Annotated in this window: 22 protein-coding genes; 14 read left to right on the top strand and 8 right to left on the bottom strand. The window is 73.1% G+C overall.

Features of this window, described 5'->3' with window-relative positions:
- Positions 1-151 precede the first annotated feature (151 nt).
- The 6 genes from ACZ561_RS00565 to ACZ561_RS00540 all read left to right on the top strand — a co-directional run bounded on the left by ACZ561_RS00565 (position 152) and on the right by ACZ561_RS00540 (position 8,456).
- Positions 152-1,741 (top strand): alkaline phosphatase D family protein, encoded by a 1,590-nt coding sequence (locus tag ACZ561_RS00565; protein WP_470987781.1) that lies wholly within the window; start codon positions 152-154, stop codon positions 1,739-1,741.
- Positions 1,742-1,817: 76 nt separating this feature from the next.
- Positions 1,818-2,240, top strand: coding sequence for a hypothetical protein (locus ACZ561_RS00560; RefSeq protein ID WP_470987778.1), 423 nt, complete (start codon positions 1,818-1,820; stop codon positions 2,238-2,240).
- Positions 2,237-2,551 carry a winged helix-turn-helix domain-containing protein gene (locus ACZ561_RS00555; protein WP_470987776.1) on the top strand — a complete coding sequence of 105 codons (315 nt, stop codon included), beginning with the start codon at positions 2,237-2,239 and terminating at the stop codon, positions 2,549-2,551. Before ACZ561_RS00560 ends, ACZ561_RS00555 begins: the two co-directional genes overlap by 4 nt.
- Positions 2,552-2,840: 289 nt before the next feature.
- Positions 2,841-4,247 (top strand): SWIM zinc finger family protein, encoded by a 1,407-nt coding sequence (locus ACZ561_RS00550; RefSeq protein WP_470987773.1) that lies wholly within the window; start codon positions 2,841-2,843, stop codon positions 4,245-4,247.
- Complete coding sequence (locus ACZ561_RS00545; protein ID WP_470987770.1) at positions 4,244-6,973, top strand: DUF7824 domain-containing protein; 2,730 nt, start codon at positions 4,244-4,246, stop codon at positions 6,971-6,973. Before ACZ561_RS00550 ends, ACZ561_RS00545 begins: the two co-directional genes overlap by 4 nt.
- Before the next feature lie 88 nt (positions 6,974-7,061).
- Positions 7,062-8,456 carry a GNAT family N-acetyltransferase gene (locus tag ACZ561_RS00540; RefSeq protein ID WP_470987768.1) on the top strand — a complete coding sequence of 465 codons (1,395 nt, stop codon included), beginning with the start codon at positions 7,062-7,064 and terminating at the stop codon, positions 8,454-8,456.
- Here the strand turns inward: ACZ561_RS00540 and ACZ561_RS00535 are convergent.
- On the bottom strand, positions 8,383-9,588 hold the full coding sequence (locus tag ACZ561_RS00535; RefSeq protein ID WP_470987765.1) for a trans-sulfuration enzyme family protein: 1,206 nt from the start codon (positions 9,586-9,588) through the stop codon (positions 8,383-8,385). The genes ACZ561_RS00540 and ACZ561_RS00535 overlap by 74 nt on opposite strands.
- A gap of 59 nt (positions 9,589-9,647) precedes the next feature.
- On the opposite strand from ACZ561_RS00535, the gene ACZ561_RS00530 reads away from it, so the two are divergent.
- The 3 genes from ACZ561_RS00530 to ACZ561_RS00520 all read left to right on the top strand — a co-directional run bounded on the left by ACZ561_RS00530 (position 9,648) and on the right by ACZ561_RS00520 (position 12,518).
- Positions 9,648-10,145, top strand: a complete 498-nt coding sequence (locus tag ACZ561_RS00530) for an Lrp/AsnC family transcriptional regulator (protein ID WP_470987762.1) — start codon at positions 9,648-9,650, stop codon at positions 10,143-10,145.
- A gap of 49 nt (positions 10,146-10,194) precedes the next feature.
- Positions 10,195-11,898: a DUF885 domain-containing protein gene (locus ACZ561_RS00525; protein WP_470987759.1), complete on the top strand. Its 1,704-nt coding sequence runs from the start codon at positions 10,195-10,197 to the stop codon at positions 11,896-11,898.
- 173 nt (positions 11,899-12,071) lie between these two features.
- Entirely contained in the window at positions 12,072-12,518 is a 447-nt protein-coding gene (locus ACZ561_RS00520; protein ID WP_470987756.1) for an Lrp/AsnC family transcriptional regulator, read from the top strand.
- Here ACZ561_RS00520 and ACZ561_RS00515 read toward each other — a convergent pair.
- The 4 genes from ACZ561_RS00515 to ACZ561_RS00500 form a co-directional block, all read right to left on the bottom strand.
- Positions 12,508-15,741: an AAA family ATPase gene (locus tag ACZ561_RS00515; protein ID WP_470987754.1), complete on the bottom strand. Its 3,234-nt coding sequence runs from the start codon at positions 15,739-15,741 to the stop codon at positions 12,508-12,510. The two genes, ACZ561_RS00520 and ACZ561_RS00515, sit on opposite strands and share 11 nt — an antisense overlap.
- Complete coding sequence (locus tag ACZ561_RS00510; protein ID WP_470987751.1) at positions 15,738-16,910, bottom strand: exonuclease SbcCD subunit D; 1,173 nt, start codon at positions 16,908-16,910, stop codon at positions 15,738-15,740. The genes ACZ561_RS00515 and ACZ561_RS00510 overlap by 4 nt, the downstream gene beginning before the upstream one ends.
- A gap of 126 nt (positions 16,911-17,036) precedes the next feature.
- On the bottom strand, positions 17,037-17,663 hold the full coding sequence (locus ACZ561_RS00505; protein ID WP_470987748.1) for a YigZ family protein: 627 nt from the start codon (positions 17,661-17,663) through the stop codon (positions 17,037-17,039).
- Between the two features lie 38 nt (positions 17,664-17,701).
- A complete protein-coding gene (locus ACZ561_RS00500) occupies positions 17,702-19,063 on the bottom strand; it encodes a PucR family transcriptional regulator (RefSeq protein ID WP_470987746.1) in 1,362 nt (453 codons plus the stop codon).
- A gap of 358 nt (positions 19,064-19,421) precedes the next feature.
- Here ACZ561_RS00500 and ACZ561_RS00495 point away from each other — a divergent pair, with 358 nt between their 5' ends.
- From ACZ561_RS00495 to ACZ561_RS00485, 3 genes are all read left to right on the top strand, one after another.
- Positions 19,422-20,909, top strand: a complete 1,488-nt coding sequence (locus ACZ561_RS00495; protein WP_470987743.1) for a long-chain-fatty-acid--CoA ligase — start codon at positions 19,422-19,424, stop codon at positions 20,907-20,909.
- Between the two features lie 35 nt (positions 20,910-20,944).
- Positions 20,945-22,399, top strand: coding sequence for a carboxylesterase/lipase family protein (locus ACZ561_RS00490; RefSeq protein ID WP_470987739.1), 1,455 nt, complete (start codon positions 20,945-20,947; stop codon positions 22,397-22,399).
- Between the two features lie 69 nt (positions 22,400-22,468).
- Complete coding sequence (locus ACZ561_RS00485) at positions 22,469-22,891, top strand: CoA-binding protein (RefSeq protein ID WP_470987736.1); 423 nt, start codon at positions 22,469-22,471, stop codon at positions 22,889-22,891.
- Between the two features lie 111 nt (positions 22,892-23,002).
- Here ACZ561_RS00485 and ACZ561_RS00480 read toward each other — a convergent pair whose 3' ends face one another.
- Together ACZ561_RS00480 and ACZ561_RS00475 are read right to left on the bottom strand one after the other, a co-directional pair.
- Entirely contained in the window at positions 23,003-23,560 is a 558-nt protein-coding gene (locus ACZ561_RS00480; protein ID WP_470987733.1) for a YbaK/EbsC family protein, read from the bottom strand.
- A 44-nt stretch (positions 23,561-23,604) separates the two neighbouring features.
- Entirely contained in the window at positions 23,605-24,177 is a 573-nt protein-coding gene (locus ACZ561_RS00475; protein ID WP_470987731.1) for a helix-turn-helix domain-containing protein, read from the bottom strand.
- A 118-nt stretch (positions 24,178-24,295) separates the two neighbouring features.
- Between ACZ561_RS00475 and ACZ561_RS00470 the strand changes: the two genes are divergently transcribed.
- Positions 24,296-25,165, top strand: coding sequence for an EamA family transporter (locus ACZ561_RS00470; protein ID WP_470987728.1), 870 nt, complete (start codon positions 24,296-24,298; stop codon positions 25,163-25,165).
- A 285-nt stretch (positions 25,166-25,450) separates the two neighbouring features.
- On the opposite strand, the gene ACZ561_RS00465 is transcribed toward ACZ561_RS00470, so the two are convergent.
- Positions 25,451-26,194 carry an acyltransferase gene (locus ACZ561_RS00465; protein ID WP_470987726.1) on the bottom strand — a complete coding sequence of 248 codons (744 nt, stop codon included), beginning with the start codon at positions 26,192-26,194 and terminating at the stop codon, positions 25,451-25,453.
- Between the two features lie 123 nt (positions 26,195-26,317).
- Between ACZ561_RS00465 and ACZ561_RS00460 the strand changes: the two genes are divergently transcribed.
- Entirely contained in the window at positions 26,318-26,845 is a 528-nt protein-coding gene (locus ACZ561_RS00460) for a gamma carbonic anhydrase family protein (protein ID WP_470987723.1), read from the top strand.
- Positions 26,846-26,872 lie beyond the last annotated feature (27 nt).

Here is a 26,872-nt window from a genome sequence, read left to right as displayed (position 1 = left end):
GCTCCCCCGTCGGCCCGGCCGGGTCGGCGGTTGGGCCGAACGGGGCCGACTCCGGTCTGTTCACGCGGGGTTCGTGTGTCCGCCGCCCCCTGCCGTTAGGCATGAGGGCGGCACAACGAACCCACCCGATCCAGCACTTGGAGGCGCTTCGATGTCCTACTCCGTCCCCGGCGGCCCGTCCCCCGCCCGCCGCAGCGTGCTGCGCGGCTCGCTCGCCGCGTCGGCGGCGCTCACCCTCGGCGGTACCGCGGCCGCCGCCCCGGCGCTGGCGCTCTCGGGTCGGCCGCGGGCCGCGTGGGGCGTGCAGACGGGTGATGTGACCGCCTCCTCGGGTCTGGTCTGGGTCCGTTCGGACCGGCCCGCCCGGATGATCGTGGAGACCTCGACGAGCGAATCGTTCCGCCGTACGCACCGCCACTTCGGGCCCCTGCTCGGCGCGGGCAGTGACTTCACCGGGACGACGGCGTTGCGCGGGCTGCCCGCGGGCGAGCAGATCCACTACCGGGTCACGCTCGCGGACCCGGACGACCCGCGCCGAACCGGCGAACCGGTCGTCGGCACGTTCCGTACGGCTCCGGCCCGGCGCCGCGACGGGGTGCGCTTCCTCTGGTCGGGCGACATCGCCGGACAGGGCTGGGGCATCAACCCGGACATCGGCGGTTTCCGGGCGTACGAGGAGATGCGCCGGCTGAACCCGGACTTCTTCCTGTGCAGCGGCGACACGATCTACGCGGACGGCCCCATCCAGCCGAGCGTGACCCTGCCCGACGGACGGATCTGGCGGAACGTCACGACGCCGGAGAAGGCGAAGGTCGCGGAGACGCTTGACGAGTACCGAGGCAACTTCCGCTACAACCTCCTCGACCACAACGTGCGCGCCTTCAACGCGCAGGTGCCGTCGATCGTGCAGTGGGACGACCACGAGGTGCGCAACAACTGGTACCCCGGCCAGATCCTGGACGACGCCCGCTACACGGAGAAGGACGTGGACGTGCTCGCGGCTCGTGCCTCGCAGGCGTTCGCCGAGTACTTCCCCGTCTCCACGCTCCACGCGCGCGGTGGCGCCGCGGAAGGCCGGATGCACCGGGTGGTGCGCTACGGTCCGCTGCTCGACGTCTTCGTGCTCGACATGCGTTCGTACCGCAACGCCAACTCCCCCGGCCGGCAGGGGGACGACACCACGGGCATCCTCGGCGCCGAGCAGCTGGCCTGGCTCAAGCGGGAGCTGAGCCGCTCACGGGCGGTGTGGAAGGTGCTCGCCGCCGACATGCCGCTGGGTCTCGTCGTCCCCGACGGTGCGGCGAACATCGAGGCGATCGCCCAGGGCGACCCCGGCGCCCCGCTCGGCCGGGAGCTGCAGATCGCCGAGCTGTTGCGCTTCATCAAGCACCGTCGAATCACCGGCACCCTGTGGCTGACCGCCGACGTCCACTACACCTCGGCCCAGCACTACGCGCCGGAGCGCGCCGCGTTCCAGGACTTCGCGCCGTTCTGGGAGTTCGTCTCCGGCCCGCTGGCCGCGGGCGGCTTCCCGGCCAACAAGCTGGACGCCACCTTCGGCCCGGAGCGGGTCTTCGTACGGGCGCCGGAGCGGGCGAACCTCTCGCCGATGGAGAGCCCGCAGTACTTCGGTGAGGTCGACATCGACGGCGGCAGCGGCGAGTTGACGGTCAGACTCCGCGCGGAGGGCGGAACGGTCCTCTTCAGTAAGGCACTTCAGCCGGGACGCGTCGGTCAATAGCCCCTTCCTCATTGCCTCGACAGCATTTACTTGCCATAGTGGAAAGTAGTTGCTGTCGAGGACAAGGGGGATGGACATGTCCGCACACACGGACGCGTCACAGGCATTGCACCGTTCACGCGCCATGGAGGACGCGGTACGGAAGCGCAGCGGCTGGTACGGGCGGTATCTGCTGGTCTTCGGCGCCACCCAACTCGCTCTGGTGCCGACCATCCTGCTGTGGCGGAGCCCGCTCGTCGTCGCCGTGTCGATGACGCTCTACGGGCTCGTCGTGGCCGGGTTGAGCGTGTACGCGGCCCGTCAGCGGGCCGTGCGGCGGAGCTTCGGGCTGCGCCACGGTCTCGTCATCGGGACCTGGGGCGCCCTGTACGCGGCGGCCCTGCTCCTGGGGTTGAACGTGTGGGCGGACAGCGTCCCGTTCGCCGTGGTCGCGGCCGTCGGCTGCGCGCTCCCGCCGGCGGTCGGGGCGTGGCTGGAGCTGCGGAGGCCCACGGCGTGAGCGCCGCGGAGAAGCAGGGCGCGCACCCCCGCCACGATCTGGAGCCGCTGCTGACGTCGCCGGTACGGCTCTCGGTCGTCGCGGCTCTCGCGCCGCTGGACAAGGCGGAGTTCGCGTTCGTACGGGATCTGGTGGAGGTGACCGACTCGGCGCTGTCCAAGCAGGTGGCGGCGTTGGAGGAGGCCGGTCTCGTGTCGGTGGACAAGGGCCGGGTGGGGCGCAGGCCCCGGACGTGGCTGGCACTGACGGCCGAGGGGCAGGCCGTGTACCGACGTCACCTGGACGCGCTGCGGGCGATCGCCGGGGCGTGAGCGCGGGCGGTGCGAGCCGCTCGGTCGGCCGCGTATCCGCGGCCCCGGATCGCGCCGTAGGCAGGCGAGGGCCGGTGAATCCACCTCCCCGCGACGGAGGGCACGCGGAGCTACCTCCCGCGGCGGTCGGGGGCACGCGGAGCTACCTCCCGCGGCGGCCGAGGGGCACAAGGAGCGGCCTCCCTCGGCGGCCGGGGCCACCCGCGTAACGGCCGCCGAAGGACCCGCGGAGCGGCCTGCCCTCCGCGGTCCCGGCTGACTGTCAGTGGTGGGTCCTAGCGTCCTTTCCATGACGCGATCCGTACAGGCGCTCGCCTACTCACGCCCGTCCGCCCTGGAGTCCTCCGGTGCCGGCCGGCTGCTCGGCCTGGAGACCTCCGGGGGGCTGACACCCGCCGGTGCCGAGGCGCATCCCCGTTTCTTCTCCGGCTTTCTGACGTCCCCGCAGATCGCCGCGCGCGGTCTGCTCGCGGTGGCGGACGTGGCGGTCGCCCGCTACTACCAGCGGATACGGCCGGGGTCACTGGACCCGGTCGTGACGGGGAACGGCGACCGGCTGCGGTTCGAGTCGTTCTCGGGATGCGGCGGGGTGTACGCACGGCTCGACGTGCTCAGCCAGGGGCTGGACGGTGCCGAGACGGGGCACGGCACCACCAATGTCGACGTCAACAACCCGCTGCGCGAGGCGCTGTCCCGGATGACGGGCAACGATCCGCTGCATCTGCGGGTCGGCCCCGACGAGTTGGCGGTGACCACCCTCGAGGGCGCGGTCGTCGAGAAGAAGGTGCCGCTGCCCGACCGCTGGCTGCGCGGTTTCGCCGAAGCGCAGGTGGTGTCCGCCGGGTTCGATCTGCGCGCGGAGCTGACGGGCCCCGAGGCGGTGCGGTTCCTGCGTTCGCTGCCGCGCTCGCAGGGCCGGGGGGCCGGTCCCCTCTGGGTCGTTCAGAACGGCCGCACCCTGCGGCCCACCACCCGGCCGGTGCCGGGCGCCGTCTGTCTGCCGGGTCCGGACCGGCTGGCGGCGCTCGAACGGGTGCTGCGGCACGCGACCGCGCTGCGGGTCCACGGTCCCGTGCCGGACGGCTTCGCGACCGCGAGCGCCTGGGAGGTGGCGCTGCCGGGAATGCGCCTGACGCTCACCCTGTCGCCCGACGCCTCCCGGGGCTTCTCCGGCGAGGGCGGCGTTCTGGAGGCACTGGCCACGGAGGAGGCGGCACAGGACGCCGAGCTCGTCTCGGTCCTGCTGGCCTGGGAGCCGCGCATCGATCTCGCCGAACTGGGGGCGCAGACGGGGTTGTCGGTGGACCGGGTGCGGGCCGCACTGACCCGGCTCGGCACGGCGGGCCGGGTCGGCTACGACGTGGCCGACGCGGCGTACTTCCACCGGGAGCTGCCGTACGACGCCGACCGTGCCGAACGGCACAATCCCCGCCTGGTGGCCGCGCGCGCCCTCGTCGCGGAGGGAGCGGTCGCGATCGACGGTGAACTGGCGACGGTCGCATCCGGCGAACGGCGCTACCAGGTACGGGAGTCCGGCGGGGTGCTGAGCTGTACGTGCCAGTGGTGGGCTGACTACAGGGGCCGCCGGGGGCCGTGCAAGCACGCGCTGGCGGTGCGGATGGCCCGGCGTGGTGCGGTGCCGAGTGCCGTGAGCGGGGCAGCGCCCGGAGTCGTGTCCGTCGGAGGTGCGCGATGAGCGACGGCATCGACGAGGCCGCGCTGAAGGCGCGGCTGACCGCGGCCCGGGAGGGTCGGGCGGTGACCAAGCTGCTGATCACGGTTCGGGCGGGACGGGACGAGGCGGTTCCCGGACGGCTGAAGGAGCTGGGACCCGGCGATCGGAAGACCGCGCTCGCGGAGCTCAAGGCCCTGCGGACGGAGGTCCGCGGCTGGGGCTGGACCCGCTGGAACGAGCAGACGAGGGTCCAGCGCGCGCTGCGGGTGGCCGGCGCCGGGTGCCACACGGGTGCGGCGGCCGCGGCGGCCTGGATCGGTGGCCGCGACCTGAACGACTGGGGCAGGTCGACCACGGACCTCGTCCTGGACGTGCTCGCCGACCGTGAGCCCGCGTGGCTGGGCGACGTGGCCCAGCGCCTCGCCGAGCGGCCGGCCGTGGCGGAGGGCGACTACCGGCTGGTCCATGAACTGGTCCTGCGTTCGGGTTGCGCCGTTCCGACGACGGACGGCTACATCCTGGGCTGGACGGGCGAGGTGACCGGGCCCCGGCTTCTGGAGCAGCTGCGCGCCGACCCGCAGACGCCGATCCTGGTGCCGCGGATCTTCGACATGATCGAGACGCCCGATCGGCTCACGTGGGCGGCGGGACCGGAGGCCCCCACCCACTGGCCCACCGCGCTCAAGGCGCTGGTCGACGAGGGCGTCCTCGACCGCGCGATGCTGCTGGACGGCTGCGTTGCACGGCTGCTGCGCGGCGGGAAGCCGCGTGATCTGCGCTTCCCGCTCGCGCTGCTCCAGCTGCTCGGCACGGACGGGGAGGAGCGCCGCGGCCGGAAGGCCGAGTGGCTCGGGATGGCGGCCGACGCTCCGTCACCCGTCGCGGCCCATGCGCAGGAGGTCGTGGCGGGGCTCGCCGCCGAGGGCTCGCTCTCCGTTCAGGACCTGGCCCAGATGTCGGGGCCGGTGCTGTTCCGTCCGGAGAAGAAGCTCGTACGCGCGCAGCTGTCGCTGCTCGCCAAGGAGTTGCGGCGCCGGTCCGGCGCGGCGGCCGACCTGCTGCCCCTGGTCGCGGACGCGTTCGGGCATGAGGACACCGGTATCCAGGAGCGGGCGCTGAAGCTGGTGGGGCGGCACCTGGCGGAGGTGGACGAGCACGTGCGCGAGGAACTGGCGTGTGCCGCCGCCTCCTTGAGCCCCGTGCACCGGCAGACGGCCGAGGAGCTGTTCGGCGGGGCGACGGACTTCGGGGACGGCCTTCCGTACGAGGAGGTTCTTCCTCCGGTACCGGAGCTGCGGCCCGTGCGGGATCCCGCCGGGACGGTCGCGGAGCTGGTCGAGGAACTGGTGACCGTGTCCAAGGGACGTACGACCGCGCCCGAGGAGTTCGAGCGTGCGCTGGACGGTCTCGTCCGCCATGCCCATCTCCACCGCGAGGAGCTGAAGCGGGCGGTGGCGGCCGCGTTCGCCGACGCGTTCTGGATGCGGACGTCGGAGGACGGAGGGCAGCGGGACCCCTTCGGGCACCACACCTACGGCGTGGACGTCGTCCTCGCCGCCCTGCTGGAGAAGGTGCGGCCCTCGGTGATTCACAGCGCCATGGTGCACGATCGCAGCTTCGGCTCCTGTGTGCACCAGTCGCTGGACAGGGTGGTGGACGCGCGACTGTGGGAGGCCGCCTCCGTCATCGGTTCGGGCCGGCTCCCGTTCCTGCTCGCGACCCCCACCCGGCACACGGGGGCGATAGATCCTTCGGTACTGGTGGAGCGGCTGCGGGCCTACCGGGACGCGAGGATCGAACCGGCCCCGGCGGACCTCGCCCAGGCGTTGCTGCGCGTCCGCAAGGCCGACCCGTCGGCCCGGGACGCGGCGGTCGCGGCGGCGGAACTCGGCACCAGGGCCGGTGAGCGACTCGCGGACTGGCTGACGGCCGACCCCTCCCTGATGCCGGGAATGCGGTTCCTGACCCGCGGCTCCGAAGTGGGGCAGGGGAAGTGGTGGCTGGCGGACCGGATCGTGCTGAAGATCCGCGAGCGGCGGACCGTACGGGAAGAGTTTCCGCAGGCGTTCCAGTGGCTGGGAGGCGCCGAGAGCGAGGTCAGCCATCGCTGCCACCACTGGATCGGCGAAAGGGTGAACGGGCCGGCTGTCCTGCCGGATGACCGGGAGACCCTGGCGAGCCTGCTGCTGCCGGGTCTCGCCGGTGGGGTCGAGTGGGACCAGCGCGGGGTGACCTGGGGTCTGACGGCGCTGGCGGAGTCCGGTGGGCCGGTCGGTCCCGCGACGCATCTCGCGGTGGCGATCGGCCTCGGCTGCCGGCACGCGGAGGATCGACTGACCGCCGTGGACGCGCTCCTCGTCCTGGCCGCGCGGGGCGATCTCGACGCGGAATGCCTCGGCACGACCCTCGCGCAGCTCGTCGGCGACGGCACGGTCAAGGTCAACCGCCTCGCGGACGCGGCCCGTACGGCCGCAGCCACCGGCGCGTGCGCCACCACGTGGGCGGTGCTGGCGGGCACGCTGCACGGTCTGCTGGCGGCGGAGAAGCCGGTGCGCGGGCTCGGAGAACTGCTGGCCGTGGCCGCCGACTGCGTGGAGCGGTGCGGAGCGACGGCCGAGGTCGGGGGCCTCGACGCGGTCGCCGAGCGCGGCGGCTCCTCCCAGTTCGTGGTGCAGGCCGGACGGCTGCGGAAGGCCCTTCACCAATCGGCCCTCCGGGCCGATCAGGACGCGACACAACTGGTCTGAAACCGTCAACAAGCCCACAGATCGGCGCTTAACCCGTCAGTCACAAAGCGTTCGTGATCACGCAACACCGCTGGGTCACAGTGAAGCCATGACTGATGTGACGTCCGCGAAGAGCGCCCGCCGCCCCCACCACTGGCGGCGGGACCTCATCGAGCTGGCCGCCCTGTTCACGGCCGTGGTGGTGGCCGACACGATCGCCAAGACCGTCGTCCGCGGCGCCGACGGTCCGTACATGCTGGTGTTCTCGGCGATCGCCCTGATCGCCACGGCCGCCTTCCACACATGGTGGGCACGGCGCCACAGCCATGCACCGCCGGCCGGTGATCCCGGCGGCAGCGGGCACTCCCCGCTGCCGTCGGACACCGGCACCGGCGAGCCCGTCGAGACGAGCCTCTGGCGGATGCGGACCACGGTCCGCGACGCCCCGGGCAGCCTCGCCGCACTGTGCACCGCGCTGGCCCGCCACGAGGTCGACATCCTGACCCTGCAGACCCATCCGCTCGCCGAGGGCACGGTCGACGAGTTCCTGCTGCGCGCCCCGACCGTCCTCCAGGCCAACGAACTCACCCGCGAGATCGCCGCCGCGGGCGGAAGCAGCACCTGGATCGAGCGGGCCGACGCCCACGACCTGGTGGACACCCCGACCCGGCTGCTCGGCCTCGCCACCCGTACCGCCCTCGACGCCGCCGAACTCCCGCTGGCCCTGCGGCAGTTGCTCGGTCGGTGCACCATCCACTCGCTGCCCGCCGTCTCCCTGACCGGCCGACCCACCGGAGAGACCGCACCGGTCGAGGGCGTCCTGGAGGAGACGGTGATGCGGCTGCGCGACCCCAACGGCGGGGCGATCACGATCGAGCGACCCTATCTGCCGTTCACCCCGACCGAGTTCGCCCGCGCTCGCGCACTCGTCGAACTCGACGCACGCCTCGGCCCGCGCATCCCGCGCAGCCACGACGTCCTCACCCTGCCCGAGGGCAACGAGATCACGGTCCGCCGCGCCGACCAGAGCGACCTGGTCGCGGCCCGCGCCATGCACGACCGCTGCTCCGAGCGGACCCTGGGGCTGCGCTACCACGGGCCGGTCGGCGACGCCGACCGCTATCTCAGCCACCTCCTCAGCCCCCGCTTCGGCCGCACCCTCGCCGTGCAGACGGCCTCCGGCCGGCTCGTCGCCCTCGGCCATCTGCTGTGGGACGGCGACGAGACGGAGGTGGCCCTGATGGTCGAGGACGACTGGCAGCGCCGGGGCATCGGCTCCGAACTGCTCGGCCGTCTTGTGGCCATGGCCGTCGAGGCCGGATGCGAGAGCGTCTACGCGGTGACCCAGTCCTCCAACACGGGCATGGTCGCCGCGATGCGGGCGCTCAACCTCCCCCTCGACTACCAGATCGAGGAGGGGACCCTCGTCATCACCGCCCGACTCGGGGCGACTCCGACGCGGAGCCGTCTGCCGTACGAGGAGTACCAGCAGGCGGAGCACTGAGCGCCTGGGTCAGATCCCGCCACAGGTCCTCCACGTCCTCCAGACCGACCGACATCCGGAGCAGCCGGTCGCTGACGCCCGCCGAGCGCCGGTCTCCCTCGGCCACGATCCGGTGGCTGATGGAGGCCGGGTGCTGGATCAGGGTGTCGACGCTGCCGAGACTGACCGCCGGCGTGATCAGCCGTACGCCGGCGATCACGTCGTGCGGGTCTCCGTACACCTCGAACGAGACCATCGCGCCGCCCACCTTCGGGTAGTGGACCCGGGCGATGCGCGGATCGGTGGCCAGCCGCCGGACCAGCTCCGCGGCCGTCGACGACGCCGCCCGCACCCGAACCGGCAGGGTGGACAGCCCCCGCAGCAGCAGATAGCCGGCCAGCGGGTGCAGCACGCCGCCGGTGGCGAACCGCACCTGGCGCAGCGAGCGGGCGAACTCCTCGTCACAGGCCACCACGCCGCCCATGACGTCGCCGTGTCCGCCCAGGTACTTGGTCGCGCTGTGCAGCACGATCCGCGCCCCGTGCTCGACCGGCCGCTGGAGCACCGGAGTGGCGAAGGTGTTGTCGACCAGCAGCGGCACCGAGCCGCAGGCGTGGGCCACGGCGCGGATGTCGACCTCGGCGAGGGTCGGGTTGGCGGGGGACTCCACCATCACCAGGCCGGTGTCCGGACGGATCGCCTCGGCGATGCCCGCCGGATCGGTCCAGGTGACCTCGGTGCCCAGCAGGCCGGCGTTCAGCAGATGGTCGCTGCAGCCGTACAACGGCCGGACGGCCACCACGTGGCGCAGCCCGAGGCTCGCCCGGACGAGCAGCACGGCGGTGAGCGCCGCCATGCCGCTGGCGAAGGCCACGGCGGAGTCGGTCCCCTCCAGCCGGGCGAGCGCCGACTCGAAGCGGGCGGTGGTGGGGTTGTCCAGACGGGCGTAGACGGGCGGCCCGTCGAGGCGGGCTCCCGTGGTGGCGAACTCGTCGATCCGGGCGGCTTCGGCCCGGGTGTCGTACGAGGGGTACGTCGTGGACAGATCGATCGGCGGGGCGTGCACACCGAGATCCGCGAGGTCTTCGCGGCCGGCGTGCACGGCTTCGGTGGCCAGAGCCCTGGGGGTGGAGGCGTCGTAGTCCATGTACATGGCGGAACTGTGAACGGATACCGGAAAGTAGGGTCGAATGTCCGTGCTACGTTCGGCGAATGGCCGATTCTGTCGTACTGGACCCGGTCGATCTGCACATACTTCGCCTCCTGCAGAACGACGCCCGGACCACCTACCGCGAACTCGCCGCCGAGGTCGGCGTCGCGCCGTCCACCTGCCTCGACCGGGTGGCGCGGCTCCGCCGCACGGGAGTGATCCTGGGACACCGGCTCCGATTGGATTCGGCCAAACTCGGCCGGGGGCTCGAAGCGCTCCTCCTTGTCCAGGTCCGCCCGCACCGGCGCGAACTGATCGGTCCGTTCGTCGAACGCATTCGCGCGCTTCCGGAGTCCCGGGCGCTGTTCCATCTGACGGGACCGGACGACTATCTCGTGCACGTGGCCGTGGCCGACCCCGCCGACCTGCAAAGACTCGTGCTCGACGAGTTCACCTCGCGCCGCGAGGTGGCCCGCGTGGAGACCCGGTTGATCTTCCAGCAGTGGGAGTGCGGACCACTTCTGCCGCCCTCTTCCGGCGCTCATTTGTCAGCCGACTGAGATCGAATGAGGGTGACGCGGGCACGCCGGAGGCACGAGGATGAGCCTCATGCCAACGACTTCCAGCAGCGCGCTGCCCCGCCAGGTCGCCGACACCTTCGTCGACGCACTCATCGAACTCGACCCGATCACCGGTACATACCTGGGAGTCAAGGAAAGCGCAGGTCGCCTTCCCGACTTCTCGCCGGCCGGACAGGAGACGGTGGCCGAGCTCGTCCGCCGCACCCTGGCCCTGCTCGACGAGGCCGAGAAGCGGCCCGGCGCGGACACCGATGCCGAACGGCGCTGCGGCCGCCTGCTGCGGGAGCGACTGACGGCCGAACTCGCCGTCCACGAGGCCGATGAAAGCCTCTGCACGGTCAGCAACATGCGGTCCCCCGCGCACAGCGTGCGGATCGTGTTCACCGTGATGCCCACGGAGACCGAAGAGGACTGGGAGGCCGTGGCCCAGCGGCTGCGCGCGGTTCCGGCGGCGCTGGAGGGCTATCGCGCCTCGCTCGCCCTCGGACTCGAGCGCAAGCTTCTGGGCGGGCCCCGTCCGACCGCGACCTTCATCGAGCAGCTGACGGAGTGGTCGGGCGGGGACGCCGAAGGCCGTGGCTGGTTCGAGGAGTTCGCCGCACAGGGACCGGAGTCGCTCCGTCCCGAACTGCGTACGGAACTCGCCGAGTCGGCCGCGGGCGCGACCGGGGCGGTCGCCGCGCTGCGGGACTGGATGCGGGACGTGTACGCCCCCGCGGTCGCCGGTGCCCCCGACACGGTGGGCCGCGAGCGCTACCAGCGGTGGTCGCGCTACTTCAACGGCACGGACCTGGACCTCGACCAGGCCTACGCGTACGGATGGTCCGAGTACCACCGTCTCCTCGCCGAGATGCGCGTCGAAGCGGAGCGCATCCTGCCCGGCGCGGGTCCGTGGGAGGCCCTGGCGCACCTGGACGAGCACGGCACGCACATCGAGGGCGTCGAGGAGGTCAGGGTCTGGCTGCAGAACCTGATGGACCAGGCGATCGAGGCGCTCGACGGCACCCACTTCGAACTCGCCGAGCGGGTACGGAAGGTGGAGTCGCACATCGCTCCGCCCGGCGGCGCCGCGGCGCCCTACTACACCGGCCCCTCGGAGGACTTCTCCCGGCCCGGGCGCACCTGGCTGCCGGTCGACGGCCAGACCCGCTTCCCGGTGTACGACCTGGTGTCGACCTGGTACCACGAGGGTGTCCCGGGCCACCATCTGCAGATCGCCCAGTGGGTGCACGTGGCCGATCAGCTCTCCCGCTACCAGGCGACGATCGGCGGAGTGAGCGCCAACGCGGAGGGCTGGGCGCTCTACGCGGAGCGGCTGATGGACGAGCTCGGCTTCCTGCCGGACGCCGAGCGGCGGATCGGCTACCTGGACGGGCAGATGATGCGCGCCTGTCGCGTGATCGTCGACATCGGCATGCACCTGCGGCTGGAGATCCCGGCGGACTCGCCCTTCCACCCGGGCGAGCGGTGGACGCCCGAGCTGGCGGAGGAGTTCTTCCAGCAGCACTCCAGCCGGCCGGCGGCCTTCGTCGCGAGCGAGATGACCCGGTATCTGTCGATGCCGGGCCAGGCGATCGGCTACAAGCTGGGCGAGCGGGCCTGGCTGCTCGGCCGCGCCAACGCGCGGGCGGCGCACGGCGACGCGTTCGACGCGAAGGCCTGGCACATGGCGGCACTGTCACAGGGCCCGCTGGGCCTCGACGACCTCGTGGACGAGATCTCGCGTCTCTGATCGCGGGCCACGGGTACCGCGCCGGGTCATGGGCCGAAGGCCGACGGGTGCAGGGCAACGGGCCGAACGAGGGCGGGGCCGGGTGCAAATCCGGCCCGCTGCCCGTTTCGTACCGGTGAGAATCCCCGGGCACTTCTTGATCGCCCGGGGATCTCCCTGCTACATCTCGTTTCATGAGCGGATATTCACCGGACGCCACCGACTGGCGCATCCTCCAGGCCCTGCAGACCGAGGGCAGGGCCAGCTTCGCCGAGCTGGCGCGGGCCGTGTCGATGTCGGCGTCCGCGGTGACCGAGCGGGTGCGCAGGCTGGAGGAGGCCGGGGTGATCGCCGGGTATACCGCGGTGGTGGACCAGGAGAGGCTCGGGCTGCCGATCCTGGCCTTCGTCCGGCTGCGCTACCCCAACGGCAACTACAAGCCCTTCCACGATCTCGTCGGGACCACCCCCGAGATCCTGGAGGCGCACCATGTGACCGGCGACGACTGCTTCGTGATCAAGGTCGCGGCCCGGTCCATGAAGCACCTTGAGGAGATCGCCGGGAAGATCGCCACGCTCGGCTCGGTGACGACGAACGTCGTCTACTCCTCGCCCCTCCCGCGGCGCCCGATCAGCCGCTGAGTCCGCCTCCCGTACGGAGCCTCACGGCCGAGCCGCTGCGCTCCTTGACCACCTCCAGCTGGGCCGGGATGCGGCGGCGCAGGTCGCCCACGTGGCTGACGATGCCGACGCTCCGGTCCCGTTCGCGGAGGGAGTCGAGGACGTCGAGCACCTCGTCGAGGGTCTGGTCGTCGAGGCTGCCGAAGCCCTCGTCGATGAAGAGGGTGTCCAGCCGGACGCCGCCGGACTCGTCGGTGACGACATCGGCGAGGCCCAGTGCGAGCGCCAGGGAGGCGAAGAAGGTCTCGCCGCCGGAGAGGGTGGCGGTGTCGCGCTCGTTGCCCGTCCAGGCGTCGACCACGTGGAGGCCCAGTCCTGCGCGCTTACCGCCGGTGCGGGCGTCGGAGTGCACCAGGGTGTAGCGGCCGGAGGACATGCGCTGGAGGCGGGCGGTGGCGGCGGCCGCGACCTGTTCGAGCCGGGCGGCCAGTACGTACGACTCCAGGCGCATCTTCCGTTCGTTCTCGGCCGAAGTGCCGGCGGTGAGGCCGGCGAGCCGGGCGACCCGTTCGTACTCCTCGCGGAGGGGCCCCAGGCGGCGGACCTCCGTGTCGGCCTGCCGGGAGAGCCGGGCCAGCTCGGCGCACCGCTCGCGGACGACCGCGAGGGCCGACGTGGCGTCCCGCAGGGCCCGTTCGGCCGCGGTGTGCGCAGTCTCGGCGCTCGCCGGTTCGGCGGGCGGCCGGTCGGCGGCGGCCCGTGTCTCGGGCTCGGCGAGCCGGTCGGCGACGGCGGCGGCCTCCGCCTGCCAGGCGTCGAGCCGTTGCTGGAGGGTGCGGCGCTCGCCGTCCTCCAGGAGCGCGCGGGCGGCCTGGGCGGGGGTGTCGAAACCGGCGCGGAAGGCGGCGTCGGCGAGCCGGTCGTCGGCCTCCTTGAGCCGCTGGGAGGTGAGGTCCACGGCCCGTACGGTCTCGGCCGCGTCGATCAGGATGGCGATCTTCCGCTCCAGCCGCGAGGCGTGCTCGGCGACGCTCCCGGACTCGCCACGGCCTCTGACCAGTTCGGCGTCCAGGCCTGCCTGCTCGCGGTCGAGCGCCTCACGCTGCGAGGTGCGCCCCGCGACCCGCCGCTCGGCGTCCCGCTGCGCGCCGACCCTGCTCTCGTACTCCCGCTCGGCCCGCGCGAGCGCCTCACGCGCCCCGTGCGTCTGCGCGGCGAGCGAGTGCGCCTCGGCATGCCGCGCGGCCAACTCCTCCACTTCTCGGGCAAGTCCGGAGACGGTGGGCTCGGCCGCCACCGCTTCCGCCGGGACCCTGCCGTCGGCCACGGGAGCGGCGCCCTCGCGGTCCCCCGCGGTGCCGCTCGGGGCCCGCCCGACGGAGGCGTGCACGGCGGACGGCTCGTCTTCGGTGGGCGGGTGGCCCTGACTCGAGGTTGCGGTGGCACTGCCCGTGAGGACTCCTGCGAATGGCTCCGCGTCGGCAGAGCCGCGGCCCTGTGTCGGGATCACGGGAGCGGGTCCCGCGAGGACCTCCGCGCGGGCCGCGGACCAGGATTCGCGGGTGACCGCGAGCTCGCGTTCGGCCGTGGTCCTGGTCTCCTCCGCGCGAGTGAAGGCGGCGTAGGCCGCGTCCTCCGCGGTGCGGTCGACGTGGTCGGCGCCGGTGCGGGCGGGGGCCGGATGGTCGGCGGAGCCGCAGACCTGGCAGGGGGCGCCGGGGGTGAGGGCGGCGGCCAGCTCGGCCGCGATGCCCTGCAGGCGACGGGACTTGACGTCCAGCCAGGCCTCGTGGGCCGTGTTCCGGTGCTCGCGGGCCGCCGTGAGCCGGGCCTCTGCGGTGTTCGTCCGCTCCGCGAGGTCGTCGCGGCGGCGGGCCGCCGACAGCCTGCGGCGGGCGGGTTCGAGGCGGCCCGCCAGGTGCTCGGCGCGGGCGGCGGCCTCCTGGGCCGCCTCGATGCGTGCCGTCAGCTCCGCCCGCCGGGTCTCCCACCCTGCGAGCCAGCCGCCCGCGTCCTGGAGGATCTCCTCGTCGGCGCGGGCCTGGCGCTCCAGAACGGCGCGTTCCTGGGCGATGTCGGCGCTGCGCCGCTCGGCGCGCCGCGCGGACTCGAGGCCGCCGAGCTGCTCGCGGAGTCGGCGCTCCAGGGCGGACAGTTGCTCCGCGCCCGCGTCGGCCAGTTCGGCGGGCAGCCTGCCGCGGATCTGCTCCCGGGCGGAGCCTGCCGCCGTGTGCTCGCGCTCCGCGTCGGCCCGCAGTCCGAGGGCGGGTGCCACGCGGTCGGCCTCGCGGGCGCGCTCCAGCGTCGCCTCCCACACGTCCCGCTCGGCCCGGCGTTCCTCCAGTTCCCGCTGCCGTCGCCGCGCCTCCGCGTGCCGCGCCTGAAGAGCCGCCAGGCCCCGTTCGGTGTCGAGCGCGTGGCGGGCTGCCGTCTGTCGGGACTCGGCCGCCGAAACGGCGGAGTCGGCGATGTCGAGCGCCTCGCGCGCCTCGGACCGGGCCACGGCGGCCCGGGTCTGGACGGCCTCGGCGAGTCCGGGCTCGCCGGGCCGCTCCTCGACCACGGCGCCGCCCGTCTCCTGCGCCATCCGGTGGGACAGCGCGAGCAGCCGCTCGTCCCCCTCCCGTACCTGCTGCTCGGCGGCGCGCCGCAGATCGGCGAGGCGCTCCTCGACGGCCGCGAACCGGCGGGTGTCGAAGAGCCGCCCGAGCAGCTTGCCGCGGGCCTCGGCGTCGGCGCGCAGGAAGCGCGCGAAGTCCCCCTGGGGAAGGAGGACGACCTGGCAGAACTGCTCGCGGCTCATGCCGACGAGCTGGGTGATCTCCTCGCCGATCTCCTGGTGGGAACGGCTGAGCCCGGTCCACTCCGCCGTGCCGGCGTCGTACTCCCGCAGCCAACTCTGCGCCTTCTCGGTGGTGAAGCCGCCGCCCCGCTTCTTGGGGCGTGGCTGGGCCGGGCGTCGGGTGATCTCCAGTCTCCGGTCCCCCACGGTCAGTTCGAGGGTGACTTCGGTGGAGGTGCCGGTCGCGGCGTGGTCGCTGCGGAGCGAGGCTCCCGGGGACTGCCGCGCGCCCGGCACGGCGCCGTACAGGGCGAAGCAGACGGCGTCGAGGACGGAGGTCTTGCCCGCCCCGGTCGGTCCGTGGAGCAGGAAGAGCCCCGCGGAGGACAGGGCGTCGAAGTCGATCTCCTGGGTGGTACCGAAGGGCCCGAAGGCGGTGACGGCAAGGCGGTGCAGTCTCACCGGGCGCCCACCTCGCGCTCCGCCGCGTCCACCCGTACGTCGTCGAACGCGCCGTACAGCACGGTCCGTTCGGCGCCGTCCGGTCCCGCGCCGCCGCGGACGTGCGCCACGAAGTCCTCCGCGATCTGCTGGTCGCTGCGGTCGCGCAGCCGCTGTGCGTACGAGGCGAAGGGGTCGCCCTCGGTGCGCTCGGGCTCGAAGACCAGGTTCAGGGTGTGCGGGAAGCGCTCGGTGAGCCGGGCCATGGGCTCGGCGGGCCGCACGGGGTCCGTGAGGGTCGCCTCGACCCAGGACTGCTCGTGCCGTACGAGGGCGGGGTCCGCCAGCAGGTCGTCCAGCCGTCCCGTGATCCGGGCGAGGGGCCGGGGCACCGGGCAGTCGACACGCTCGGCGGCCTCGATCCCGCCCTCGGGTCCGAGGTCGATCAGCCACATGGTCTTGCGGTGATCCACCTCGGAGAAGGAGTAGGCCAGCGGGGAGCCGGAGTAGCGCACGCGCGGGGTGACGGCCTGGCTGCCGTGCAGATGGCCGAGGGCCACGTAGTCGACGCCGTCGAAGACTCCGGCGGGGACGGCGGCGACGCCGCCGACGGTGATGTCCCGTTCGCTGTCGCTCGGTTCGCCGCCGGCGACGAAGGCGTGGGCGAGGACCACGGACCGGGTGGAGTCGGGCCGCTGCGCGAGGTCGGCGCGGACGCGGTCCATGGCAGCGCCGAGGACCGCCTCGTGCCCGGCCTGGGTGACGCCGAACCGCTCGCGGACCAGGGCCGGTTCGAGGTAGGGCAGGCCGTACAGGGCCACGTCTCCATGGGCGTCGGTGAGCACGACGGGCGTGCCGACGCCGGCCGGGTCCGTCCGCAGATGGATTCCGGCGCGCTCGATGAGCCCGGCACCGACCCCGAGGCGGCGCGCCGAGTCGTGGTTCCCGGAGATCATGACGGTCGGCACTCCGACCTCGGCGAGCCGGTGCAGGGCGGTGTCGAAGAGTTCGACGGCGGAGAGCGGCGGCACGGCCCGGTCGTAGACATCCCCGGCGACGAGGACCGCGTCCACGTCACGCTCGCGCACCGTGGCCACCAGGTGGTCGAGGAACGCGGACTGGGCGTCGAGCAGGCCGACCCGGTGGAACGACCGCCCCAGGTGCCAGTCCGACGTATGCAGGAATCTCATGATCCAGGAGCGTATCGGTGGGGTCGGACATCGGTCGGGGCTTCGGGAATCCCAGGGGATGCGGGAATCCCGGGGACATGCGGAAGGTCCGGGGTCGCGGACGGGTGCCCGCGGCGGATGACGCGCTCAGGCATCGCCGTACGCCTCGCCGCCGAGCTCCAGCGTGGCCGTGCCGGCCGTCGCGTCCGCGAGCCAGGCGCGGAAATCCGCCACGTCCGCGTCCGGCAGGCCGATCTCGATGGTGACGCCCTCGGCGTACGTCACCTCACGGACCGCGCGCCCGGTCGCCCGCAGGTCGTTCTCCAGCTTGCCCGCGCGCTGGTGGTCGACGGTGACGGTGGCGAGACGGAAGCGCTGCCGGGTGATCGTGCCGAGCGCGTCCAGGGCCTCGCCGACCACGCCGCCGTACGCCCTGATCAGACCGCCCGCGCCGAGCTTCACGCCACCGTAGTAGCGGGTCACGACCGCGGCGACGTACCGCACCTCCCGCCGCATGAGCATCTGGAGCATCGGGACACCCGCCGTGCCGCCGGGCTCGCCGTCGTCGCTCGCCTTCTGGACGGCGGCGTCGGCGCCGATGACGTACGCGAAGCAGTTGTGCGTGGCGGTCGGGTGCTCCTTGCGGATGCGCGCGACGAACTCCTGCGCCTCCTGCTCGGTCGCGACGGGTGCCAGCGCGCAGATGAAGCGCGATCGGTTGATCTCGGTCTCGTGCACACCCTCGCGGGCGAGCGTGCGGTACTGCTCCTGCATCCCGCCACCCTATGCGCCCGCGCCCGTGCTCCCCGCCGTCAGTCCCCCGGCGCCCGCTCGGGCTCCGCGCCGAGGCCGGCGAAGCCACCGAAGTCGCCCGGTCCACCGAGGTCCCCGAAATCTCCGGCGTCGGCCGGGTCGCCGAGGTCGGCGAGGGGCAGCGCCCTCAGGGCCAGGGACCAGCCGAGGCGGGTGGCACCCGACTCGCTGGAACGGCCGGTGAGCTCCGAGATACGGCTGATGCGGTTGAGGACCGTGTTGCGGTGGCAGTAGAGCTGCTCGGCGGCCCGGGCCGCCGAGCAGCCGTTGTCCAACCAGACCCGGAGGGTCTCGAGGAGGGCGGCTCGTTCGCCGCCGGTGGCCAGGACGGGTCCGAGGTGGACGGTCACGATCCGCTCGGAGATGTCCCCCCGGCCGCTGAGCAGCACCTCGGCGAGCCGGTCGTCGAACGTCGCCGCCTCGCCGCTGCCCGTGGGGAGCGTACGGAGGGTCTCCTCGGCCAGTCGCAGTGCCCGGCCGGCCTGTGCGAGCCGGTCGAACTCCGGGGAGACCCCGGCGGTCGCGCCCGTCCGGTGCCGGAGCAGGTCGAGCAGGGTGCTGTGGGCCTCCGCGCCGCGCGGCAGCCGGACGATGCCTGCGTAGCGGCCGCCGCGGGGGCGCCAGAACGACCACATGCCGTGCGCCTCGAGGACGGGTGCCGGATGGGGCGGGGCGGCCGGGTCCTGGGCGGCGACCACCACGACGTACCGGTCCTGCTGCGGCACGCCGAGCGCGGCGGAGGCTGCCGTGGCGACGGCCGGGTCGTCGGCGCGGCCGTCGAGCAGCGCCTCGAAGAGGGCGACCCGGCGGGTGTCCTGGCGGCTCTGCATCTCCAGCTGGGTCAGGCGGTACGCGTCGGACATGACGACCGAGTAGCGGTCGATGGTCTCCCAGACCGCGCCGGCGACGTCGAGTTCGGTGTCGCGACTGTCGGAATCCCGGCCCGGCCTGGTCCGCAGATGCTCGGCCATCACCAGCCACAGGACGCGGCCGCCCCGGCGGTAGGCGCGCAGAACGGTGTCGAGCGGGACGTTCTGCTCGGCCCGGCGGCGGCCGGTCGCGCGGGCGGCGTCCTCGAAGTCTCCGCCGGTGGGGGCCAGTCCGCCGAAGTCCTCCAGGGCTCGCAGCAGGTTGTCGCGGACGAACCTCCACAGCTCCTCGCGTGTGACGGGGGTTCCGGAGGCGTACGTACCGCTGTGGGCGCGGATGTCGTCGACGGCCCGGTCGGTGAGGCGATCGAGGTCGTCGATCAGCGCGGTGGCGAGGGTGTGGCGCAGCGCGCCGGTGGCGGAGCCGACGGGGGTGTGCGCGCCCCGGCCTCCGGGAGTCGTCGAGCCGGACGTCGCGGAGCCACGCGCCATGGAACCGGACGACGTGGAGCCGCGTGCCGCGGAACCGGACGTCGCGGATCCGCGCGCCGCGCCTCCAGACGTCTCGGAGCCATGCGCCGCGCCGTCTCCGAGCGTCGTGGATCCGCGCGCCGCGTCTCCCGGCGTCGTGGGGCGGGGCCTCCTGCCGGGAGGTGTCGGGGGGCCGTGCGTCATGTCCGCACCGTAACGCCGGAATTTGGCGAATGCCACGCCCCGGTCGGTCACAGGGGGCCGCTGCCCAGCTCCGTCGGTCACATGGTGGGCAGATGCACATGGTGCCCGACCGGCCTGGCGACGGATTCTGTCTCGTGTCAAGCGATTGTCAACGCGGTGTTTCCTGGAGCGTGCCATGTCACTGAGCGTCGCCAACGTCCTGGGCGAGTCCGCCCGCCACTTCCCCGACCGGATCGCGGTGGTGGAGGGCGCGGCCCGGGTGACGTACAGGGAACTGTGGGGCGGGGCGCTCCGCTGCGCCGCCGGGCTGCGCGCCGCGGGCGTGAAGCCGGGCGACCGGGTCGCGGTGCTCCTGCCGAACACCACGGAGTTCCTGCGGGTGTACTACGGCGCGCTGGCCGCGGGCGCGACGGTCGTGCCGGTGCACGCGCTCCTGGTGGCCGAGGAGGTCCAGTACGTCCTGGAGCACAGCAAGGCGGTGGCGATCGTCAGCGGCGGACCGCTGTGGCCGGTGGCCGAGGAGGCGGCGCGGGCCGCCGGGGTGCATGCGCTGCAGGGCGCCCCCTCGGCGGCCGAGCCGCTGCGCGCCCCCGAGCCGGCCGAACCCTCCGACACGGCCGTGATCCTCTACACGAGCGGAACGACGGGACGGCCGAAGGGCGCCCGGCTCACACACCTCAACATCGTGCTGAACGCCTCCGTGACCTCGCAGGACCTGCTGGGTCTGGGCGCGGAGGACGTGGTGCTCGGCTGTCTGCCGCTCTTCCACAGCTACGGGCAGACGTGCGCCATGAACGGGACGCTGCGGGTCGGGGCCACGCTGGTCCTGATGCCCCGGTTCACCGGGGCCGCGGCGCTTGAGGTGCTGGCCGGTGAGGGCGTCACCGTCTTCATGGGCGTTCCGACGATGTACCACGCCCTGGTGGAGGCGGCGGCCGTGTCGGGCTCCGGGCCGGTGGCGCTGCGCGCCGCGGTCTCGGGTGGCTCGGCGCTCCCGGTGGCCGTGCTCGAAAGGTTCGAGGAGACGTTCGCGACCCAGGTCCTGGAGGGCTACGGCCTCACCGAGACCTCGCCGGTCGCCACCTTCAACCAGCCGCACATCGGACGGCGCCCCGGGACGGTCGGACACCCCGTCTGGGGTGTCGAGATCGGGATCGCGGACTCGGCTGTGGACGACGAGGTCCGGTTGCTCGCGGACGGCGAGATCGGCGAGGTGGTGGTGCGCGGGCACAACGTCTTCGCGGGGTATCTCGACGACCCGGAGGCGACGGCCGCTGCGGTGGTCGACGGCTGGTTCCGCACCGGGGACCTCGGGGTCCGTGACGAGGACGGGTTCCTGAGCATCGTGGACCGGAAGAAGGACCTCGTGATCCGGGGCGGCTTCAACATCTACCCGCGCGAGGTCGAGGAGGTCCTGGTCCGCCACCCGGCCGTCTCCGAGGTCGCGGTGATCGGCATCCCCGACGACGCTAAGGGCGAGGAGGTCTGCGCGGTGATCGTCCGGCGCGCCGGCGCCGGCGTGGTCACGGCGGAGGAGCTCGTCGCATGGTCGAAGGAGCGTCTCGGTCGTCACAAGTACCCGCGGGTGGTCCGGTTCGTCGACGAGCTGCCGCTCGGACCGACCGGCAAGGTCCTGAAGCGGGCGCTGGTGTCCGCGGTCTGAGCACGGCGCGTCGCGCCGAGGAGGGGGCTGAACCGATGTCCGTTGGTGCCGGTCCGCTGGTGACCACGTGTGACGGTGTCCTGCGGGGCTCCCTGGAAGGCGGTGTGGCCTCCTTCCTCGGTGTCCCGTACGCCCGGGCCCCCGTGGGTCCGCTGCGCTTCGGGGCGCCCGAGGCCGTCGAGCACTGGGACGGCGTGCGCGAGGCGGTCGCCTTCGGGGCGACGGCGCCCAAGCGCCCGTACGCCCCGCCCCTGGACGCGCTGCTCCCGGATCCGGACGTCGAGGGCGAGAACTGTCTCAACCTCAACGTCTGGGCCCCCTGGGAGGGCGGGGCCGGGAGCCGACCGGTCATGGTCTGGATCCACGGTGGTTCGCTCGTCCATGGTTCGTCGTCCGTCCCCGTCTACGACGGGGCTGCGTTCGCCCGCGACGGTGTCGTGCTCGTCTCGCTCAACTACCGGCTCGGCATCGAGGGGTTCGGGGTGTTCCCCGACGCCCCGGCCAATCTGGGGCTGCGTGACCAGCTGGCCGCTCTGACCTGGGTACGGGAGAACATCGCGGCCTTCGGCGGCGACCCGGAGCGCGTGACGGTCTTCGGCGAGTCGGCGGGCGCGATCTCGATCGCCGCGCTGCTCGCCTCCCCGCTCGCCAAGGGGCTGTTCCGGCGCGCCGTGCTCCAGAGCGGGGCGCCGACCGCGCTGCCGCTCGAACGGGCCCGCCGGACGACCGAGGCCATCGCCTCGCACCTGGGCGTCGAGGCGACCGCGCGGGCGCTGTCCGCCGTACCCCGCGACCGGCTCCTCGACGCGCAGACCGCGGTGACAGGGAAGGGCTCGCCGCTGACGGGTGGGCACTCCTTCCAGATCGCCGTCGACGGCGAGGTGCTCCCCCGTGACCCGGCCGAGGCACTGCGCGACGGGGCGTCGGCGGAGGTCGATCTGCTGATGGGGACGAACACCGAGGAGTACCGCCTGTGGTTCGTGCCCAGCCGGCTGACCGAGCGGCTGAGCCGCCTCGCGCTGAGGGTGGCGCTGTGGAGGACCGAGGTGCCGTCGCGGACCACGCGCGCGTACCGGGCGAACCGGCCCGGCGAGACGCCGGGCGAGCTGCTCGGGGCGCTCGCGACCGACAAGCTGCTGCGCGTGCCGCTGAACCGAGTGGCGGACGCCCGGCCAACGGGTCCCGGCTCGACCCATGTGTACGAGTTCGGCTGGCGTTCCCCGGTGATGGGCCTCGGCGCCTGCCATGCCCTGGAGATCGCCTTCGTCTTCGACACCTTGGACCGGCCCGAGGCGGTGGCGCTCACCGGCCCGGACGCCCCACGCGAGCTGGCGGCGGCGATGCACGGGGCCTGGACGCGGTTCGCCGCGACCGGCGACCCGGGATGGCGGCCCTGGGACCCGTCCCGGCCGGTGATGACCTTCGGCCCGGGCGCCCCGACGCTGGTCGAGTCCCCGCGCGAGGACGAACGGCGGGCCTGGGACACCTGACACGACCGACAGGGAATCACCGGGGACCCCGGCTCGTTCTGGACAGCGACGAGCCACAGGAGGCAGCAGATGAGCGTCGAGACCGCGACCACCGAGTCGGACACCGTACGGAAGATCCTGACCGCGACGGGCGACACCTGGGCGGTCGTGGGCCTGTCGTCGAACCGGGCGCGCGCGGCGTACGGCGTGGCCGCCGTACTGCAGCGCTTCGGCAAGCGAATCGTGCCCGTCCATCCGAAGGCGGAGACGGTGCACGGCGAGCAGGGTTACGCCTCGCTCGCCGACATCCCCTTCCCGGTCGACGTGGTCGATGTCTTCGTCAACAGCGAGCACGCGGGACAGATCGCGGACGAGGCGGCCGCCATCGGCGCCAAGGCGGTGTGGTTCCAGCTCGGCGTGATCGACGACGCGGCGTACGACCGGACCCGCGAGGCGGGCCTCGACATGGTCATGGACCGCTGCCCCGCGATCGAGATCCCGCGCCTCGCCTGAGCCGAGGCCCTCGAGCCCGCGCCTCGCCCGAGACCGTACCCTTCGAGCCCGTGCGTCGTGTGGGACGAGGCCCCTCGGGCTCCCGCCTGAGCCGTACCCCTCCACCACGCCTCAGCTGACGCCGAGGCTCTCCAGGACGACGGCGCCGGGCAGTTGGGCGAAGGCCTTGCCCGGCACGATGAGCTTGCCGCGCCGTCGGCCGCTGCCGACGAGGACCCATTCGGTGTCGACGACGGTGGCGTCGACGAGGACGGGCCAGTCGGCGGGGAGTCCGATCGGGGTGATGCCCCCGTACTCCATGCCGCTCTCGCCGGTCGCGGTCTCCGTCGCCGCGAACCGCGCCTTGCGGGATCCCAGGTGCTTGCGGACGACTCCGTTGACGTCGACCCTGGTGGCAGAGCGCACCACGCAGGCGGCCAGGGTGGTCTCCTCGCCGCGCTTCCCGGCGACGATCACGCAGTTCGCGGACTGGTCGAGCAGCCGGGGCCCGTAGTGCTCGACGAAGACGGCCGTGTCGGCGATCTCCGGGTCGGTGTCCACGTACAGCAGCTGGTCGGCCGGGACGGCTCCCCGCCAGGCGCGTACCGCGGCGGCGACCGGCTCCGTGAGCTGGTCGAGGCACTCGGGGGCGGGAACGGCGTTGTCGAAGTCTCCGATGGGTGCGCGCATGGACGACACGCTAACAAGGCGCCCGTTCCCCGGGTTTGATCGTCTCAGCGTGCGGGCGGGATGGAGACCGCCATGGTCATCTCGGCCTTGTCCGTGCCGTCGTTGCGGTAGGCGTGCGGCACATTGGCCTCGAAGACGGCCGAGGTGCCGGCCGGGATCCGGTGCTCCTCGCCCTCCACGACGAGGGTGAGCTCGCCCTCCGTGACGTGCAGCAGTTCGGTCGTGCCGTCGGGGTGCGGGTCGGATGCGCTGCCGTCGCCGGGCATCAGCGTCCAGGACCAGAGCTCCAGCGGGCCGCGCGCCTCGGTGCCGACCAGGAGCTTGGTGTGGCTGCCCGTGGACGTGGACCACATGCGCACAGCCTGCTCGGGCGGAACGAGGCGGACGTGCGGGCCCTGCTCGTAGTCGAGGAGGGTCGTGATCGAGATGCCGAGCGCGTCGGCCAGCTTCACCGTGGTGCCGACGCTGGGGTTGGTGCGGGCCTGCTCGATCTGGATGATCATGCCGCGGCTGACCCCGGCCCGTGCGGCGAGCGCGTCCAGAGTGAAACCGCGCTCGTTGCGCCACCGCTTCAGGTTCCGCGCGAGCGACTGCGTGAGCTGATCGAGGTCCGACACATTCCGTCCAATATTTTGGATGACAGAGTTCAACAGACTGAACTACCGTGTGGTCTATCGCGGTGTACTCAGCTGTACACCGCACTGTACTGCGAGACCACCACCCTGCGAGGATTCCATGACCGCGCTGTTCGCCCTGGCCACCGCCCTGCTCTGGGGACTGGCCGATTTCGGCGGGGGGCTGCTCACCCGGCGCATGCCCGCGCTGACGGTCGTCGTCGCCTCGCAGACCATCGCGGTCGTGGTCCTCGGCGCCATCGTCGTCGCCACCGGCGGCTGGAGCGAGATCGGCCCCCAGCTCTGGTACGCGGTCGCCGCGGGTGTGGTCGGCCCGGTGGCCATGCTCGCCTTCTACAAGGCCCTGGCCCTCGGCCCGATGGGCGTGGTCTCCCCGCTCGGCTCGCTCGGCGTCGTGGTGCCCGTGTCGGTGGGCCTGCTCATCGGCGACCGGCCGGGGCTGCTCCAGTTCGCCGGGATCGGCGTGGCGGTCGTGGGCATCGTCCTGGCCGGCGGACCGGAGCTGCGCGGCGCCCCGGTGCAGCGGCAGGCGGTGCTCCTCACCGTGGTCGCGGCCTTCGGGTTCGGCTCGGTGATGGCCCTGATCGCGGAGGCGTCCACGACCCTCACCGGCCTGTTCCTCGCCCTGTTCGTGCAGCGCGTCACCAATGTGGCGGTGGGCGGTGGCGCCCTCTACGTCTCCGTGAAGCGGGGCGGCCGGGCGCTGCCCGAGGGCGGTGGGGGCATGAAGGTCGTGTGGGCGGCCCTCCCGGCGCTCGCCTTCGTCGGCCTCGCGGACGTCGCCGCCAACGGCACGTACTCGATCGCGGCGCAGAACGGTCCGGTCACCGTCGCCGCCGTCCTGGCCAACCTCTACCCGGTGGTGACGGCGCTGGCCGCGCGCGGGGTGCTCAAGGAACGGTTGCGGGCGGTACAGGCGGCGGGCGCGGGCCTCGCGCTGGTCGGCACGGTGCTGCTCGCGACGGGCTGACGACGGGCCCCGGACAGCAGCACGCGGTCGGAGCTCGCCAGGCGCAGCCGGACCGGTCGACGGTCGGGCCGGGCGACGGTCGGGGCCGGGCGGGCCGGACCCGTCAACGGTCGGGCCGGTCAGCGGTCAGGCCGCGCCTGGCCCGGTCAACCGTCAGCCCGGTCGACGGTCGGGCCAGGGCGGCCGGACCGTCAAGGGTCACGCCGGTCGACGGTCGGCCCGGTCGACGGTCGGGCCGGACGACGGTCGGGCCGGACGCCCCCACGCTTGACGCCCGCGCCGGCGTCACCCCTCCGCGAGGTCCCAGGCCGCCAGCGCGGCGAGCTGCTCGTGCGTCACGCCGTCCGGGACAGGTACCGGCGCCGGTGTCCGAAGCGGCGGCTGCCAGCCCAGCTCCGGGTCCCAGCTGCGCACGACCTTCGCCGGGGCGCCGGCCACCACCGAGTGGTCCGGAACCTCGCCCCGTACGACCGCGCCCGCGGCGACCACCACGTTCCGGCCGAGCTTGGCGCCCGGCAGGATCACCGCACCCGTGCCCAGCCAGCAGCCCGGGCCGATCTCGACCGGCTCGGAGCGCGGCCACTGCCTGCCGACCGGCTCGTCGGGATCGTCGTAGCTGTGATTGGTCGAGGTGATGTAGACGTACGGACCGCAGTAGGTGTCCGAGCCGATCGTCACCGTCGTGTCCGCGATGACATGGCTGCCGCGCCCCAGGACGACGCCGTTCCCCAGGGTCAGGACCGTGTCGGGGCCGAGGTCGAGCCCCGGCAGCATCCCGGCGGTCAGGGTGACCTGCTCGGCGATGATGCAGCACTCGCCGATCTCGATCCACTGCTCGCCGAAGACGGTGCCCTGCGGGAAGGCGAGTCGGGTGCCCGCGCCGAGCCGGCGGAAGCGCAGCCGTCCGGGGCTCTCCGCGGTCACGGAACCGGCCTCCTGCACCCAGCGCCATCCGCCCTGCACGGCACGGGCGAGAACCCGGCGCCGCCAGGCGGCGAGAGAGGAGAACGTGTTTCTGTTCTTGGGCACCCGGACACGGTAGTCCTCACCGTCGTACCTGATCACGGGGGTGCCCTGTGATGTCCGTCATCAGGCGGGGGCTAGATTGCCCCCGCAGGGCGTGACGCAACGACGAAGGATCAGGAGCGAACGATGACAGAGGCGTTGATCAAGGGCGTGGGCGGCAAGGAGCCGCAGGTCGATCCGACCGCCTTCACCGCGCCGACCTCCGTCGTGCTCGGCGAGGTCACGCTCGGCGCCCGCGCGAGCGTCTGGTACCACGCGGTGCTCCGGGCGGACTGCGGTCCGGTCGTCGTCGGCGAGGACTCCAACATCCAGGACAACTGCACGGTCCATGTCGACCCCGGCTACCCGGTCACGATCGGCGAGCGTGTGACGGTCGGCCACAACGCGACCGTCCACGGCTGCACGATCGAGGACGACGTCCTGGTCGGCATGGGTGCCACGATCCTGAACGGGGCCCGTGTCGGTGCCGGTTCGCTCATCGCCGCGCAGGCGCTCGTCCCCCAGGGCATGGAGATCCCGCCGGGTTCGCTGGTCGCGGGCGTCCCGGCCAAGGTCCGGCGCCCGCTGACCGAGGAGGAGCAGGCCGGGATCCGTCTCAACGCGGAGATGTACCTGCACCTGGCCAAGGGCCACGCCGAGGCCTTCGAGGACTGAGAGCGGCGGAGCGGACACGGCGAAGGG

Source organism: Streptomyces sp. NPDC039609 (assembly GCF_055596705.1).
This window is presented reverse-complemented; position numbering and strand designations above follow the sequence as displayed.

Bases quoted from the DNA above. Each gene is read 5' to 3' on its own strand.
- ACZ561_RS00550 (WP_470987773.1), top strand. From the start codon at position 2,841: ATGACGCGATCCGTACAGGCGCTCGCCTACTCACGCCCGTCCGCCCTG.
- ACZ561_RS00470 (WP_470987728.1), top strand. From the start codon at position 24,296: ATGACCGCGCTGTTCGCCCTGGCCACCGCCCTGCTCTGGGGACTGGCC.
- ACZ561_RS00560 (WP_470987778.1), top strand. From the start codon at position 1,818: ATGTCCGCACACACGGACGCGTCACAGGCATTGCACCGTTCACGCGCC.
- ACZ561_RS00490 (WP_470987739.1), top strand. From the start codon at position 20,945: ATGTCCGTTGGTGCCGGTCCGCTGGTGACCACGTGTGACGGTGTCCTG.
- ACZ561_RS00565 (WP_470987781.1), top strand. From the start codon at position 152: ATGTCCTACTCCGTCCCCGGCGGCCCGTCCCCCGCCCGCCGCAGCGTG.
- ACZ561_RS00545 (WP_470987770.1), top strand. From the start codon at position 4,244: ATGAGCGACGGCATCGACGAGGCCGCGCTGAAGGCGCGGCTGACCGCG.
- ACZ561_RS00480 (WP_470987733.1), bottom strand. From the start codon at position 23,560: ATGCGCGCACCCATCGGAGACTTCGACAACGCCGTTCCCGCCCCCGAG.
- ACZ561_RS00495 (WP_470987743.1), top strand. From the start codon at position 19,422: ATGTCACTGAGCGTCGCCAACGTCCTGGGCGAGTCCGCCCGCCACTTC.
- ACZ561_RS00520 (WP_470987756.1), top strand. From the start codon at position 12,072: ATGAGCGGATATTCACCGGACGCCACCGACTGGCGCATCCTCCAGGCC.
- ACZ561_RS00530 (WP_470987762.1), top strand. From the start codon at position 9,648: ATGGCCGATTCTGTCGTACTGGACCCGGTCGATCTGCACATACTTCGC.
- ACZ561_RS00500 (WP_470987746.1), bottom strand. From the start codon at position 19,063: ATGGCGCGTGGCTCCGCGACGTCCGGCTCGACGACTCCCGGAGGCCGG.
- ACZ561_RS00485 (WP_470987736.1), top strand. From the start codon at position 22,469: ATGAGCGTCGAGACCGCGACCACCGAGTCGGACACCGTACGGAAGATC.
- ACZ561_RS00525 (WP_470987759.1), top strand. From the start codon at position 10,195: ATGCCAACGACTTCCAGCAGCGCGCTGCCCCGCCAGGTCGCCGACACC.
- ACZ561_RS00510 (WP_470987751.1), bottom strand. From the start codon at position 16,910: ATGAGATTCCTGCATACGTCGGACTGGCACCTGGGGCGGTCGTTCCAC.
- ACZ561_RS00460 (WP_470987723.1), top strand. From the start codon at position 26,318: ATGACAGAGGCGTTGATCAAGGGCGTGGGCGGCAAGGAGCCGCAGGTC.
- ACZ561_RS00505 (WP_470987748.1), bottom strand. From the start codon at position 17,663: ATGCAGGAGCAGTACCGCACGCTCGCCCGCGAGGGTGTGCACGAGACC.
- ACZ561_RS00540 (WP_470987768.1), top strand. From the start codon at position 7,062: ATGACTGATGTGACGTCCGCGAAGAGCGCCCGCCGCCCCCACCACTGG.
- ACZ561_RS00535 (WP_470987765.1), bottom strand. From the start codon at position 9,588: ATGTACATGGACTACGACGCCTCCACCCCCAGGGCTCTGGCCACCGAA.